Here is a 15,491-nt window from a genome sequence, read left to right on the forward strand (position 1 = left end):
GCGGTCCCGGTTCCGCCTGGCCCGAACGGGCCATATTGCGGAGCCGGTTGGACCTCGCCGGGTGATCCTTGGGATACTGGTCCGGTTCGCCGTTCTCGGGAGGTGTGAGGCAGATGAAGAACGCACAGCGTGGTCCGCTGGCGGCGTTCGCCGTCCTCGCGTTGCTCGCCACCACCGTGGCGGGTTCACTCATGGCGGCCGCCAGCACCGACGACGCGGTTGAGTCGGCTGGCGAGATCTTGATCCAGGCTCGGGTCGACGATGAAGCCGCGCCCCGCGACGTCGGTCTCCGCGCCCTGTTGGGCGGTCGACTTCCCAGTGAGACCGGATCGGGCACGGACGACGACGCTTCCACGTCGTCGGCCGGCAACCGGGCCGCGACGGCGAAGGGCACCAAGACCAAGAAGAGCAAGGCCACCGCGAGCAAGGCGAAGAAGGACAAGGCCCGCTCGGCCAAGGGGGCGAACAACAAGGCGGGCAAGGACACCTCGCAGGCCGCGCGCAAGAAGGCCAAGGCGACCCCGGGCAGCAGCCGGACCCGCAACCACACCCATTCCGACCGTGGCCACCGGCGCGACCACCGCGGGCAGCGCTCGGACCAGCGTCGCGGCAACGTACGGAGCACCTCCCACCGGGGACACGACCGGAGCAGTTCGAGTCACCGGGGACACGACCGGAGCAGTTCGAGCCGCAAGTCGCGGGGCCGCTCCGACAGGGGACACCAGCGCTCCTCGCACCACCGCAGTCAGCGCTCCTCGCACCACCGCAGTCGACGCTGACCCTCGCAGCCGCAGTTCACGGACGCATGACGAAGGGCCCCACCTCGGTGGGGCCCTTCGTCATGTTCAGTCCGCGTCCCAGCAGACGATGGCCTGCTGCGCGGGTCGAGCCTTCTCGATCAGGTACTCAGTCAGCCTGGACGAGCTCTGCGGTGACGGTGACCTCGGTGGCGTCCTCCTGCTCGGTGAGCACGAAGTCACCGGTCACCTTGCCAGCGCGACGCAGGTCGGCCTCGGCATCGCCGATCGCGCGCAGCTCCGCCTGGTTGCCGGTGAACTCGGCGCGGGAGATCTCGGTCTTCATCGAGACCTTGGCCTGCGACTTTGCGCCGCGGATGCCGGCAAGGGCGGCGGCGATCGCATCGAGGGCCGCCGGATCGGTGGCGGCGGCAGAGCCGAGCTCGGTGGCCTGCGGCCAGGCGGCGGTGTGCACGGAACCGTCCTGCCACCACGACCAGACTTCTTCGGTGACGTAGGGCAGGAAGGGTGCGAGCAGGCGCAGCACGGTGTGCAGCGCGGTCACCAGCGTGGCGCGGGCGGAGTCCGTGGCCAGGCCGCCCTCCTCGTCGTAGGCCCGCTCCTTGACCAACTCGAGGTAGTCGTCGCAGAACTCCCAGAAGAAGCGCTCCGTGACCTCGAGTGCGGTCGTGTAGTCGTAGGCCTCGAACGCCTCCGTGGCGGCGGTCACCACATTGGCAAGACGGCCCATGAGCGCACAGTCGACCGGCTCGGAGATCGCCGAGGGAGTGAGCCCCGTGGCGCCGACCTTGCCGAGCACGAAGTTGGAGGCGTTGAGGACCTTCATCGCGAGTCGACGCCCGACCTTCATCTGGGTCTCGTCGAAGGGGAGTCCAGGCCCGGCCGGGCCATGGCAGCGCGCCAACGGACCGCGTCGGCCCCGAACTTCTCGAGGATCTCGGTGGGCACGACCACGTTGCCCTTCGACTTCGACATCTTCTTGCGGTCCGGGTCGACCACGAAGCCCGAGATCAGGGCGTGCGACCAAGGAACCTGGCCGTTCTCGAAGTGCGCCCGCACGACGCGGGAGAAGAGCCAGGTGCGGATGATGTCGTGGGCCTGGGTGGCCAGGTCCATCGGGAAGACGCGCTCGAACAGGTCGTTGTCACGCTCCCAGCCACCGGCGATGTGTGGGGTCAGCGAGCTCGTCGCCCAGGTGTCCATCACGTCGGGGTCGCCGAGGAAGCCACCCGCCTGGCCGCGCTGCGCCTCGGTGAAGCCACGCGGGGCGTCGGTGGACGGGTCGACCGGCAACTCCGCCTCGGCGGGCAGCAGCGGATGGTCGTAGTCGGGCTCACCCTCGGCGTCGAGGGGGTACCAGACCGGGAAAGGGATGCCGAAGAAGCGCTGGCGCGACACCAACCAGTCACCATTGAGGCCGCCGACCCAGTTGTCATAGCGGTGCTTCATGTATTCGGGGACCCAGGTGATCTTGGTGCCCTCGCCGACCAACGTCTTGCGCAGGTCGGTGTCCCGACCGCCGTTGCGGATGTACCACTGGCGGGTGGAGACGATCTCCAGGGGCTTGTCACCCTTCTCGAAGAAGTTCGTCATGCGCTGGGTCGGCTTGGGGTCGCCGTCGAGGTCGCCGGTCTCGCGCAGCTTGGCCACCATCGCCTCGCGGGCGCTGAATGCAGTCTTGCCGGCCAGGTCGGCATAGTGCGTCGCCGCCTGGTCGCTCGAGAGCCATGCGGGGGTCTCGCGGGTGAAGCGGCCGTCGCGGCCGATCACGGTGCGCACCGGCAGTTGCAGCTCCCGCCACCACTGCACGTCGGTGAGGTCACCGAAGGTGCAGCACATCGCGATACCGGCACCCTTGTCCTTCTCGGCTGCCGGGTGGGCGAGCACCGGGATCTCCACGCCGAAGACGGGGGAGGTGACGGTGGTGCCGAACAGGTCGGCGTAGCGCTCGTCGTCGGGGTGGGCGATCAGCGCAACCACTGAGGGAATCAGCTCCGGGCGGGTGGTCTCGATGTAGATCGGCTCCACTCCGTCGTTGGTCGAGCCGCTCCCGTCGTTGGTCGGGCCGCTCCCGTCGTTGGTCGAGCTTGTCGAGACCCGGTGGAACGCGACGCGGTGGTAGGCACCGGCGTACTCGCGCGCCTCGAGCTCGGCCTGGGCGACGGCGGTCTGGAAGGTGACGTCCCACAGCGTGGGGGCCTCCTGCAGATAGGCCTCGCCGCGGGCGAAGTTGCGCAGGAACGCGCGCTGGCTGACGGTCTGGGCGTCCTTGCCGATCGTCGTGTAGGTGGTGTCCCAGTCGACCGAGAGGCCGAGGGTGCGCCACAGGGACTCGAACGCCTTCTCATCCTCCTCGACGAGCTGCTCGCACAGCTCGATGAAGTTCGGGCGTGAGATCGGCACCTGCTTCTTCGGGTTCGGCTTCTCCGGTGGGGTGAAGTCGGCGTCGTAGGGCAGGCTCGGGTCGCAACGGACGCCGAAGTAGTTCTGCACCCGACGCTCGGTCGGCAGGCCGTTGTCGTCCCAGCCCATCGGGTAGAAGACCGACTTGCCGGTCATCCGCTGGTAACGGGCGATGACGTCGGTGTGGGTGTAGGAGAAGACGTGGCCGACGTGCAGCGAACCGGACACGGTCGGCGGGGGAGTATCGATGGAGTAGACGTTCTCCCGCGGCTGGGTGCGGTCGAAGGCGTAGGTGGCGTCCTGCTTCCACCGCGCGGCCCACTTCTCCTCGAGGCCCTCCAGGGCCGGCTTGTCCGGTACGACGACGGCGCGCGTGTCGGCGGGCGTCGTGGACAGGTCGGCAGGAGCGTTCTCATTCATGCCCTGAATGTTACGGGTGTGACACGGGCCGGCGAAAAGCGAGTTGCCGATGACGGGCTCGGTGATCCGGGTCATCGAATCAACCGAAGGCAGTGACAGGAGTCCTGCCGCTGCCTGGGGCACCGATAGACTGACCGGATCATGACAGATGCTTCGCACGCAGCCCCTGAAGTCCGTCCGGCTCGGACCTTCGCCGAGGCCGAGGACGCTCTCCTCTCCCGGTGGCCCGAGACCAGGTTGGAGCCCTCGCTCGACCGCATTCGGGCCCTTGCCGAGCTGTTGGGGAACCCGCAACGTGCCTACCGGGTGGTCCACCTGACGGGGACCAACGGCAAGACCTCGACTTCGCGCATGGTCGACGCCCTGCTGCGCGCCCTCGACCTGCGCACCGGGCGGTTCACCAGTCCGCACGTGGAGCGGATGAACGAGCGGATCTCCGTCGACGGTGAGCCGATCGACGACGAGGCCTTCGTGCGCGCGTTCAACGATGTCGCGCCCTACCTGTGGATGGTCGACCACGACCAGCCGCACCCGCTCTCGTTCTTCGAAGCCGTGGTGGGGATGGCTTTCGCCGCGTTCGCTGACGCGCCGGTCGACGTGGCCGTGGTCGAGGTGGGCATGGGTGGTGGCTGGGACGCCACCAACGTCGCCGACGGGGACGTGGCCGTGGTCCTTCCAGTCGCACTCGACCACGCGAACTACCTCGGTGACGATCTGCGGCTGATCGCCCGCGAGAAGGCCGGCATCATCAAGGCGGGTTCCCGGGTCGTGCTCGCGGAGCAGACTCCCGAGGTTGCCGCGGTCCTCCTGGAGCGGGTGGCCGAGGTCGGTGCCACCGTTGCTCGGGAGGGCATCGAGTTCTCGGTGCTGAGCCGGGTCCCCGGTGTCGGTGGTCAGGTCATCTCGGTGCAGGGCCTGCACGCGCGTTACGACGACCTCTTCCTGCCCTTGCACGGCGCCCACCAGGCCCAGAACGCTGCCGTCGCGCTGGCCACGGTCGAGGCGCTGCTCGGCGGTGAACCGCTCGACGACGAGCTGGTGCGCGCCACCTTCGCCGACTTCACCTCGCCCGGCCGCCTCGAGGTGATCCGGAGCAGTCCCACGATCGTCCTCGACGCCGCCCACAACCCCGCCGGTGCGGCAGCGACGGCTGCCACGCTGGAGGAGTCGTTCGCGTTCTCGCCGCTGATCGGAGTGATGGGCGTGATGGCCGACAAGGACGTCGAGGGGTTGCTCGCCGCCTTCGAGCCCGAGTTGACCCATCTCATCTGCACCCGCAACTCCACGCCGCGCTCGATGTCGGGTGCGGAGCTGGGCCGGCGGGCGGAGGAGATCTTCGGGCCCGACCGGGTCACCGTGGTGGAGGATCTCTCCGAGGCGATCGACCGCGCTGCCGCCCTCGCTGAGGCGGGTGAGGCCTTTGGCGACGCCCTCGGGTCGGGTGGCGTCCTGGTGACCGGTTCGGTCATCACCGTCGGTGAGGCGCGCACGATGTTGAAGGGCAGGCGCAAGTGAACGACGAGTCGGTGGAGCTCCCCGCAGAGGCACACAAGTCACCCCGGCGCGGCATGTGCTCGGGCATCCTGGGTCTTGAGGCAATCGCGCTCGGCCTGAGTGCGCCGGTGATGATCTTCCTCGGCGACGTCGATCGCACCCCCGCGCTCGTGCTCGGGCTGGGGTTGGCGCTCGCCTGCATCGTGGTGGCCGGCATGCTGCGTGCCGAGTGGGCCTACGGACTCGGCTGGGCGATCCAGGTCGGTGCGATCTGCCTGGGGTTCCTGGTGCCGATCATGTTCTTCATCGGCGGACTCTTCGCGCTGTTGTGGGCCACCGGGTACTTCCTCGGACGGCGCATCGAGGCTGAACGAGCACTCGCCTGGGAGCGATGGGCGGCAGAACAGCAGGGCTGAGCGCCCAGTAGGCTGCGCTCCATGACGCAGCGCACCCTCGTGATCCTGAAGCCCGACGCCGTACGCCGCGGGCTGGTCGGCAACATCCTGGCCCGTTACGAGGCCAAGGGGCTGGGCATCGTGGCCATGGAGCAGCGCACGATCGACGCGGCCAAGGCCGACGAGCACTACGCCGAGCACGTCGAACGCGACTTCTACCCGCCGCTGCGCGCCTTCGTCACCTCCGGGCCCCTTGTGGTGCTGGTGCTCGAGGGCGACGAGGCGATCGAGGTCGTGCGCGCCCTCAACGGTGCCACCGACGGTCGCAAGGCCGCTCCCGGCACCATTCGCGGTGACCTGTCCCTCTCCAACCGCGAGAACCTCGTGCACGGATCCGACTCCCCGGAGTCGGCCGAGCGAGAGATCGGCATCTGGTTCCCCACGCTGTGACCCATCCGGTCCGCGTGTCCTCCCCGGACTGACCCTCCTGCGCTCTTAGCCTCGTGACTGGCGCGTCGTGCCCTCGGCGTGCACTTCCCCCAGAGACACACGAGCAAGGGTCCAGCGATGGCGAACAGCATCATCGGTCGTGACATGGCCGTGGACCTCGGCACCGCCAACACCCTGGTGTACGTCCGAGGTCGCGGTGTGTTGCTCGACGAGCCCTCGGTGGTGGCGATGAACGCCACGACCGGCGAGGTCCTCGCGGTCGGCCACGAGGCCAAGCGGATGATCGGCCGCACCCCTGACAACATCGTCGCGCTCCGGCCCCTCAAGGACGGCGTCATCGCCGACTTCGAGGGCTGCGAGCAGATGCTCCGCCACTTCATCCGGCAGGTTCACAAGCGCCGCTACCTGGCCAAGCCCCGTCTCGTCGTGTGCGTGCCCAGCGGCATCACGCCGGTGGAGCAGCGTGCCGTCAAGGAGGCCGGCTACCAGGCCGGCGCCCGACGGGTCTACATCGTCGAGGAACCCATGGCCGCCGCCATCGGTGCCGGACTGCCCGTGCACGAGGCAACCGGCAACATGGTCGTCGACGTGGGGGCGGCACCACGGAGGTCGCGGTCATCTCACTCGGCGGCATCGTCACCTCGCTCTCGATCCGCACCGCTGGCGACGACCTCGACCAGGCAGTCATCTCCTGGATGAAGAAGACCTACTCCCTGCTGCTGGGCGAGCGCACCGCCGAGGAGATCAAGATGTCGCTCGGGTCGGCGTTCCCGCTGGCCAAGGAGGTGGAAGCGGAGGTCCGTGGCCGCGACATGGTCTCGGGGCTGCCCCGTACCGTCCTGGTCTCCAGCGCGGAGGTGCGCCAGGCCCTCGAGGAGCCACTGCACAACATCGTCGACGCGGTGCGCCACACCCTCGACCAGACGCCCCCGGAGCTCGCCGGCGACATCATGGACCGCGGCATCGTGCTGACCGGTGGCGGCGCGTTGCTGCGCGGCCTCGACGAGCGGATCCGCCACGAGACCGGTATGCCCGTCCACATCGCCGACGACCCCCTGTCCTCGGTCGCGCTCGGTGCCGGCCGCTGCGTGGAGGAGTTCGACGCCCTCCAGCAGGTGCTGGTCTCCGACCACCGGCGGTTCTGATGGTCTGGGAGTCCTTGGGGCGCGAACGCCGGATGCGACGTGAGCCGTCGGACGGCCCCAACCGGCCGAAGGGCACCGTGGTGCTCGCCCTGGTGCTGGCCTGCGCCACGGTCATGACGCTCGACCACGTCGGCGGGGACAGCTCCCCGTTGGAGGGACCACGCCGCGTCGTCGGTGAGGTGCTCGGGCCGGTGGAGTCGGCCGCGACCAGTGCGATCGAGCCGCTCGCCGCCGTCCCGGACTACTTCCGCACTCGCAACTCGCTGCGAGACGACGTCGAGCGGCTGGAGAAGGAGAAGGCGGCACTGCAGGCGGAGAACCGCACGGTCGGGCTCGATCGCAACCGCCTCGCCGAGTACGACGCCCTCGCGACCAGCGCGAAGGAGGCCGGTAGACAGGTCGTTCCCGCTCGGGTCATCGCCATCGGACCGGCCCAGTCCTTCAGCCGCACCGTCACCATCGACGCCGGGAGCTCCTCCGGCATCACTCCCGACCTCACCGTCATCAACCGAGACGGCTTGGTCGGTCGGGTCCTGCGGGTCACGCGCACCACGGCGACGGTGCTCCTGGCGGCGGACGAGCAGTCGGTCGTGGGGGCTCGGGTCACCTCCAGCATGGAGCTGGGCTTCCTGAACGGCACTGGTGACATCGGGAACGACGGCACCCTGGCTCTCGATCTGGTCGATGCGGGCGCTGTGGTCGAGGCCGGCGACGTCGTCACCACGTGGGGGAGCCAGGGCGCCGGCCCCTACGTCTCGGGCATCCCCGTCGGGGAGGTCGTCTCGGTGAGCAGCAGCCCGCGCGAGACCAGCCTCAAGGCGGAGGTTCGGCCGTTCGTCGACTACACGTCGCTCGACATCGTCGGGGTCGTGGTCAAGGCAGGCACCGCCTCCGACCGGGGAGTGCTCAATGCGGAGGAGAAGCAGTGACCCTCGCGCGCAACCTGACCCTCGCCGTACTCGTCGTCGTGGCCCTGGTGCTGCAGGTCAGTGTCTTCTCGCACGCCTTGATCGAGGGAGTGGTGCCGAACTTCGTGCTGCTCGTCGTCGTCGCGGCGGGCCTCATGCAGGGCGCCCAGTTCGGCGCGGTCCTGGGATTCTCGGCCGGGATGCTCGTCGATCTCGCCCCGCCTGCCGAGCACGTCGCCGGCCGCTGGGCGTTGGCCCTCATGCTCGCGGGGTACGTCGCCGGGCGGCTCCGCCAGGACGTGCGGCCGACCTGGGGCACCGTGGCGCTCACCGTGCTGGCCTGTTCCTTCGTCTCCTCCTCCGTCTTCGCCCTGTCGGGAGTGGTCCTGCGGGACGCCGCCGGTTCCGTGACCGAGATGCTCAGGGTCACGATCTGGGGCATGGGCTGGGACCTGCTCCTGGCAGCGCTCGTGGTGCCGGCAGTCCTGCTGCTGTTGCGCCGGCTCACCCCGGGACGGGTGGTGTGGTGATCCGATGCATGCGTTGACCGGCGTCCGACGCAGCCGCCTGCGGTTGATCGTCATCCAGTGCCTCGTGCTGAGCCTGTTCGCGACCCTCATGGTCCGGCTCTGGTACCTCCAGGTCGACGGCGGCGAGGCCTACCAGGCACGTGCCGAATCCCAGTCCGTGCGCGAGATCGTGCTCCAGCCCGATCGCGGGTTGATCGTCGACGCCCAAGGACGTTCACTGGTGGCCAACCGCAGTTCCTGGGTGCTCTCCGTCGACCGCACGACCCTCGGCAAGCTGCCCGAGGGCGAGTCCGACACGTTGCTGCGCCGCCTCTCCAAGGCGGTCGGGGTGAAGGCCAAGCGCATCCGCGCGATGCTCCTTGACTGCGGGCAGAGCGGGAGCGTCGCGGGGACGTGTTGGAACGGGTCGCCCTACCAGCCGGTGCCGATCGCCCAGGACGTCGACCAGGACGTGGCACTGCGCATCCTCGAGCAGCCCGAGGACTACCCGGCAGTGATCGCGCAACAGCAGTCACTGCGCAGCTACCCGCAGCCCTTCGGGATCAATGCGGCGCACCTTCTCGGCTATCTCAGTCCGATCACCGAGGGCGAGATGGAAGCCGCCGAGGAGGAGAACGACACCTCCGTCAACGGCGCCTCGCGTGTCGGGCGGGCCGGCGTGGAGAAGCAGTACGACAAGTGGCTGCGCGGGATGCCGGGCTACCAGCGCGTCGAGGTCGACTCGATGGGCCGGGTGTTGCGTGAGCACAGCGTCGACGAGGGCAGCCCGGGCGACACGCTCGTGACCTCGCTCGATGCGCAGGTCCAGGCAGTGGTCGAGCAGCAGCTGGCCCAGACCATCGAGACCGCGCGAGCGACCCATGACTCGGTGACGGGCAAGAACTACGTCGCCGACTCGGGAGCTGCGATCGTCCTCGAGGCCGACACCGGGCGGATCGTTGCGGCGGCGAGCCAACCGACGTACGACCCCGAGGTGTGGGTCGGCGGCATCAGTGAGAAGCAGCTCGAGCAGCTCTACTCCGAGGCCGCGGGCACCCCGCTGCTCTCCCGCGTCACCCAAGGGCAGTTCGCCCCCGGCTCGACCTGGAAGCCCTTCATGACCGCGGGCGCCCTGACCAACGGCTACAGCCCGGACACCCGGCTCGCCTGCTCCTCGTCGTTCCAGGTCGGCAACCGCGCCTTCAAGAACTACGAGTCGGGCGCCTACGGGTCGATCGGCTTCGACCGGGCCCTCGAGGTCTCGTGCAACACCTTCTTCTATCGGATCGGCTACGACTTCTGGCAGCGGATGGGCTCCGACGTGGCTGACGTCAACGCCAAGGACCCGCTGGTGCAGGAGGCCAAGGACTTCGGCTTCGGCAAGCGCACCGGGCTCGACCTGCCCGGCGAGGCATCGGGGCGGATCGCCGACCGGAAGTGGAAGAAGGCCTACTACGAGTCGCAGAAGGACTACTACTGCGACATCGCCGACGACCCGCCGCCCGATGCCAGCGACTTCCTGAAGCGTTTCGCCCGGGAGTTCTGCATCGAGGGCTACGCCTACCGCGCCGGTGACGCCGTCAACTTCGCGATCGGCCAGGGCGACACCATCGTCACCCCGTTGCAGCTGGCCCGGGCCTACGCCGCGCTGGTCAACGGGGAGTGCTCTACGAACCCCGCATCGGCAAGGCGATCGTCGACCCCGACGGCAACGTGGTGAAGAAGATCAAGCCGAAGGTGCAGGCCAAGCTCGACCTGCCGAAGTCGGTGCTCACCTACATCGACGACGCGCTCAAGGGAGTCAGTCGCCAGGGCACGATGGCCTGGCGACTCAACGGGTTCCCGCTCGATGAGGTGGAGATCCGGTCCAAGACCGGTTCGGCCGAGGTCTACGGCAAGCAGTCCACCTCGTGGGTGGCGTCCTACACCGACGACTACGTCGTGGTGATGATGGTGAGCCAGGGTGGAACCGGCTCGGGAACCAACGGCCCCGCGATCCGCGCCATCTACGAGGCCCTCTACGGGGTCGAGGGCGACCAGGTGAAGCCGGCCAAGGCTGCCATCCCGGGTGTCGTTGCCGGCAACGGGCTTCCGGTCTTCGCCGAGGACGGTGCGATCCTGCCGCCGGTCACCGAGCGGAAGGCGGCCAAGAGGTGAGCCCGATGCGCCAACTGGCGCGGCGTCGTACGTCGGGCCTCGACTGGGTGCTCATGGCGGCGACCGCGGTGCTGCTGCTCGTGGGCACGCTGCTGGTGTGGTCGGCCACCGCCAACAAGGACGCGCTCACCGGGGGCGACAGCACCGCGTTCCTCAAGAAGCACCTCGTCAACGTCGCCATCGGCCTGGTGCTGATGGTGCTGGTGCTTGCCACCGACCACCGCTGGCTCCGCCTGCTCACCCCGATCCTCTACGTGGTGTCGATGGTGGGCCTGCTGCTCGTGCTCCTGATGGGCTCGACCATCAACGGATCACGCTCGTGGCTGATGGTGGGCGGCATGTCGATCCAGCCATCGGAGTTCGCCAAACTGGCCGTGGTGGCGGGGATGGCACTGTGGGCGGCCGAACGCACCGAGTGGGGCAAGCGCACCGGAGCCCTCGACGTGGTCGGGTTGCTCGGCATCGCGGCGGTGCCGGCCGCGCTCATCATGCTGCAGCCCGACCTCGGCACGATGCTGGTGCTCTCCGCCACCGTGTTCGGTCTCCTGGCCGTGGCGGGGGTGCAGCGCCGATGGCTGGGTGGCCTCGCCCTGGCCGGGGTGGCCGTGGCCGCGACGGCTGTGGTGGCGGGCTTCCTGAAGCCCTATCAGGTCGACCGATTCATGGCCTTCACGAACCCGTCGCTCGACCCCGCCGGCGCCGGCTACAACACCGAGCAGGCCCGCATCGCCGTCGGCAACGGCGGCATTCTCGGGCAGAACCTCTTCTCGGGTTCCCAGACGCGGTCCGGCTTCGTGCCCGAGCAGCAGACCGACTTCATCTTCACCGTCGCCGGTGAGGAGTTGGGTCTGCTCGGCGCCGGGCTGTTGGTGCTGCTGCTCGGCCTCGTGGTGTGGCGCGCGCTGGCCATCGCGGCCCGGGCCCAGGACATGTTCGGTCGAGTGGCGGCCTCGGGCATCGCGTGCTGGCTCGGGTTCCAGGCGTTCCAGAACATCGGCATGTGCCTGGGGATCATGCCGGTCACGGGCGTGCCGCTGCCGCTCATCTCCTACGGTGGCTCCTCGATGTTTGCCGTGATGATGGCGGTCGGCCTGCTGCAGAACATCCACCTGCGCTCCAGCGCCGGCGTCCCGGGTTCGTTCACCGAGCCCACCCGTCACCTCGTCTCACGGTGAGCCTCGCTGTCGGGCGTCTTCGGTTCCGCATCCGACCGCCCGGCGACGTACTCTTTTGTCCTGGCCCTCCATCCCCGTTCCTTGAGGTGTGACTCCCTGTGACCACGACCGGTCCCGACCTGCGACTCCAGCCTGAGCCGGAGTCGGTCTTTCCCCGTCTCGAGCCCCGGCTCGCCTCGGTGCAGAAGCCGATCCAGTACGTCGGTGGCGAGCTCAACTCGACCCACAAGGAGTGGAACTGCGGGGCGGAGACCGAGGAGGGTGTCACCGTCCGCTGGGCGCTGATGTATCCCGACGCCTACGAGGTCGGCCTGCCCAACCAGGGCGTGCAGATCCTCTACGAAGTGCTCAACGAGCGTGACTGGCTCATCGCCGAGCGCACCTACTCGGTCTGGCCCGACCTCGAGCAGGTGATGCGGACCGGCGACGAGCAGGGGCCGATCCCGCAGTTCACCGTCGATGGGCATCGCCCGGTGGGCTCCTTCGACCTCTTCGGCATCAGCTTCTCGACCGAGCTGGGCTACACCAACATGCTCAACGCCATCGACCTCGCCGGGATCCCGTTGCACGCGGTCGACCGCGGTGAGGGCGACCCGATCGTGATCGCCGGCGGTCACGCCTCCTTCAACCCGGAGCCCATCGCCGACTTCATCGACGCGGCCGTGCCCGGTGACGGCGAGGAGGTCGTGCTGAAGATCTCCGAGGTGGTGCGCGAGTGGAAGCAGCACTGCGCCGACAACGGTGGTGCCTTCGACAGCGGTCGTACGCCGCGCGACGAGCTGCTCTTCCGGCTGGCCGCCACGGGCGGTGTCTATGTGCCGAAGTTCTACGACGTCTCCTACGACGACACCTCCGGCGAGATCGCCGCAGTCGTCCCCAACCTTCCGGGCGTGCCGGCCCGGATCCGCAAGCACACCCTCATGGACCTCGACGCCTGGCCCTACCCGGCCAAGCCCTTGGTGCCGCTCGCCGAGACGGTGCATGAACGCTTCTCCGTCGAGATCTTCCGTGGCTGCACCCGTGGCTGCCGCTTCTGCCAGGCCGGCATGATCACCCGGCCGGTGCGCGAGCGCTCCATCACCACCATCGGTGACATGGTGGAGAACGGCATCCGCAAGTCCGGCTTCGAGGAGGTCGGCCTGCTGTCACTCTCCAGCGCCGACCACACCGAGATCGCCGAGGTGGCCGAGGGACTGGCCGACCGCTACGAGGGGTCCAACGTCTCGTTGTCGCTGCCCTCGACGCGGGTCGACGCGTTCAACATCTCGCTCGCCAACGAGTTCTCCCGCAACGGCCGTCGCTCGGGGTTGACCTTCGCGCCCGAGGGTGGCTCGGAGCGCCTGCGCAAGGTCATCAACAAGATGGTCACCGAGGAAGACCTCATCCGGACCGTCGCGGCGGCGTACTCCCACGGCTGGCGGCAGGTGAAGCTCTACTTCATGTGTGGCCTGCCGACCGAGACCGACGAAGACGTGCTCGGCATCGCCGACCTGGCGAAGAAGGTCATCGCCAAGGGACGTGAGGTGTCGGGCCGCAACGACATCCGTTGCACCGTCTCCATCGGTGGTTTCGTGCCGAAGTCGCACACCCCGTTCCAGTGGGCGGCGCAACTCGACCCCGAGACCACCGACGAGCGGCTGCGCCAGCTGCGCGACGAGGTGCGCAACGACAAGCGCTACGGCCGCGCCATCGGCTTCCGATACCACGATGGCAAGCCGGGCCTGATCGAAGGACTGCTGTCGCGTGGTGACCGCCGCGTCGGCCGCATCATCGAGGAGGTCTGGCGCGACGGCGGCCGGTTCGACGGCTGGAGCGAGCACTTCAGCTTCGACCGGTGGAGCGAGGCCAGTGAGCGCGGGCTCGAAGGCACCGGTGTCGACCTGCTGTGGTTCACCACCCGCGAGCGTGGCTACGACGAGGTGCTGCCCTGGGACCACCTCGACTCGGGTCTCGACAAGGACTGGCTGTGGGGCGACTGGGAGGACGCCCTGGCGGCGGCCGACGGCGAGGACATCGAGATCGAGGACTGCCGCTGGACGCCCTGCTACGACTGTGGCGTGTGCCCCGAGATGTCCACCGAGATCCAGATCGGCCCCACGGGCCAGAAGCTACTGCCGCTGTCAGTCGTCTGACCTGGGCAAACGCGGTCCTGCAGTCGGGCTGTGTAACTGAGAGTTAGAAACATCGTCTTTCGCTTCCGGAGTCGCGATGCACCAGACTCGATGCGTGATGACAGTGGGTGCCCCGGTTGAATGGCGATTGACAGGCCGTATCGAGTCCTAAAACGGCATCCAGAGCCGGCGGGTATCGAGTCGCTGCTAGGGGGCGGTTGCCCGCCGCTGTCGTCGACGCCTATAACCGGGATACGGGGCTCTCCTTCAGAGAGACCTCAGGGCGAAGGAGCCAGGCGACGGTCACCATGGAGCAGATTGAAGACCTTAAGAAACGCCGCTCAACGGTTTCGGAGATCAGCTGCGAGATCGTGATCGTCACGGAGTGCGGAGAGGTTCCTTCGACCCCTCCTTGCTTCATGTGCCTGGCCGGAACTCCGGGGTACAGGTTTCCGGAATGAAGTAGCGGAAAGTGATGCGCGGTTCGCCAGTTAGAGACGTCTCGCGGACTTCGATTTCGTCCACGAAGACGGCTGCCCAGTAGCCGTTGACGTTGCTCACGACTGCTGCGTCCCCGGTCTTGATGACGCGCGCCCTACTGGAGCCGTCGTACTGAGATGCGTCTCCTATGTGGGAGGGCTCGGTCGCGTCTCTTGCTAGTGCGACTGTCCTAATGTCGGCCGGGTCGTGATAGATCACTACGCTATCGGGTCCGCTGACGCTAAACGCGAGGGTGAAGGATCGGTCGCCCGCGCCAATCACATACTGCCCGTCGTCGTTGCTGTGGTCGAACTGCACGGTGCCACTCAGTCCTGGCGAGACGTAACGACCTTTGCTCCAGCTTACTGCTGATCGGACTTCGCTATCGGGGTGAAGTAGGAAGGGATTCCTGCCAAGCGGTGGCTTAGGTGTTGCTTCCATGCCGTGTAGGTCCTGGAGGAGTTCGAAGTACGCATCCTCGTACCTTTCAGGCGCCCGCATATCGACGTACTTCGCAGCCCCGAGAAAGCGCGGCAAGGCGGCGAAAGGATTGCTTCGCAGCACAGGGATGATGCGGTGTCCAGCCAGATTGGCCATGAGAGTTGGAGTGATCACTCTCCTCTCGTAACCGACGCCGCCCTCAGCGTTGTCCGCCTTCGATGTGTACGTGTCCGAAGCGATGGCGACCACGCGGAACTCGATGTCGGCGGACTGCTCCATAAATAGGCTCAGATCGGAGCCGAGCGAGGTATCCCAACGATCGAGGACAACATCGACGCCATCATGACGAAGCCGGGTCGCCAGTTGCAGCACCCAATCCATATGCTCCGCGTTGTCCCAGGAGTAGGAGATGAAAGCCTTTGGCGGAATAGAGGGCGCGACGGTGGACATGTCGTGAGTGTCCCAGAAGACTGACATGGCTGGGAGGCGGGCTGCGGTCGTGGATATCTTTAACGTCCCATCTGCCACGAGATGTCCACCGAGATCCAGATCGGCCCCACGGGTCAGAAGTTGCTGCCCCTGTCCGTGGTGTGACGACTGACTACGGTCGCCACGCTGACCAAAGCGGTTCATGTGAACCCCTTG

9 protein-coding genes and 3 pseudogenes are annotated in these 15,491 nt (G+C 67.8%); 10 read left to right on the forward strand and 2 right to left on the reverse strand.

What is annotated here, in order from left to right; translation table 11 throughout:
* Positions 1 to 113: 113 nt before the first annotated feature.
* Positions 114 to 779, forward strand: coding sequence for a hypothetical protein (locus L1066_RS14950; RefSeq protein ID WP_235737076.1), 666 nt, complete (start codon positions 114 to 116; stop codon positions 777 to 779).
* Positions 780 to 906: 127 nt separating this feature from the next.
* Here L1066_RS14950 and valS read toward each other — a convergent pair.
* Positions 907 to 3,581 (reverse strand): annotated as a pseudogene (gene valS / locus L1066_RS14955) (valine--tRNA ligase).
* A gap of 141 nt (positions 3,582 to 3,722) precedes the next feature.
* Between valS and L1066_RS14960 the strand changes: the two are divergent.
* The 9 genes and pseudogenes from L1066_RS14960 to L1066_RS15000 all read left to right on the forward strand — a co-directional run bounded on the left by L1066_RS14960 (position 3,723) and on the right by L1066_RS15000 (position 13,946).
* Positions 3,723 to 5,096 (forward strand): bifunctional folylpolyglutamate synthase/dihydrofolate synthase, encoded by a 1,374-nt coding sequence (locus tag L1066_RS14960; RefSeq protein ID WP_235737077.1) that lies wholly within the window; start codon positions 3,723 to 3,725, stop codon positions 5,094 to 5,096.
* Positions 5,093 to 5,491 (forward strand): DUF4233 domain-containing protein, encoded by a 399-nt coding sequence (locus L1066_RS14965; protein WP_235737078.1) that lies wholly within the window; start codon positions 5,093 to 5,095, stop codon positions 5,489 to 5,491. The genes L1066_RS14960 and L1066_RS14965 overlap by 4 nt, the downstream gene beginning before the upstream one ends.
* Before the next feature lie 21 nt (positions 5,492 to 5,512).
* A complete protein-coding gene (gene ndk, locus L1066_RS14970; RefSeq protein WP_235737079.1) occupies positions 5,513 to 5,920 on the forward strand; it encodes a nucleoside-diphosphate kinase in 408 nt (135 codons plus the stop codon).
* Between the two features lie 144 nt (positions 5,921 to 6,064).
* Positions 6,065 to 7,065: pseudogene (locus L1066_RS14975) on the forward strand (rod shape-determining protein).
* On the forward strand, positions 7,065 to 7,994 hold the full coding sequence (gene mreC, locus L1066_RS14980) for a rod shape-determining protein MreC (RefSeq protein ID WP_235737080.1): 930 nt from the start codon (positions 7,065 to 7,067) through the stop codon (positions 7,992 to 7,994). Before L1066_RS14975 ends, mreC begins: the two are co-directional and overlap by 1 nt.
* Positions 7,991 to 8,503: a rod shape-determining protein MreD gene (mreD, locus tag L1066_RS14985; protein ID WP_235737081.1), complete on the forward strand. Its 513-nt coding sequence runs from the start codon at positions 7,991 to 7,993 to the stop codon at positions 8,501 to 8,503. The genes mreC and mreD overlap by 4 nt, the downstream gene beginning before the upstream one ends.
* 88 nt (positions 8,504 to 8,591) lie before the next feature.
* Positions 8,592 to 10,639: pseudogene (gene mrdA, locus L1066_RS14990) on the forward strand (penicillin-binding protein 2).
* 5 nt (positions 10,640 to 10,644) lie between these two features.
* On the forward strand, positions 10,645 to 11,814 hold the full coding sequence (gene rodA, locus L1066_RS14995; RefSeq protein WP_235737112.1) for a rod shape-determining protein RodA: 1,170 nt from the start codon (positions 10,645 to 10,647) through the stop codon (positions 11,812 to 11,814).
* A gap of 119 nt (positions 11,815 to 11,933) precedes the next feature.
* Positions 11,934 to 13,946: a TIGR03960 family B12-binding radical SAM protein gene (locus L1066_RS15000; RefSeq protein WP_235737113.1), complete on the forward strand. Its 2,013-nt coding sequence runs from the start codon at positions 11,934 to 11,936 to the stop codon at positions 13,944 to 13,946.
* Positions 13,947 to 14,342: 396 nt separating this feature from the next.
* Here the strand turns inward: L1066_RS15000 and L1066_RS15005 are convergent, their stop codons facing one another.
* Positions 14,343 to 15,296, reverse strand: a complete 954-nt coding sequence (locus L1066_RS15005) for a toll/interleukin-1 receptor domain-containing protein (protein ID WP_235737082.1) — start codon at positions 15,294 to 15,296, stop codon at positions 14,343 to 14,345.
* Positions 15,297 to 15,491: the final 195 nt, after the last annotated feature.

The organism is Nocardioides alcanivorans (genome assembly GCF_021555175.1).
Classification (GTDB): domain Bacteria; phylum Actinomycetota; class Actinomycetes; order Propionibacteriales; family Nocardioidaceae; genus Nocardioides; species Nocardioides alcanivorans.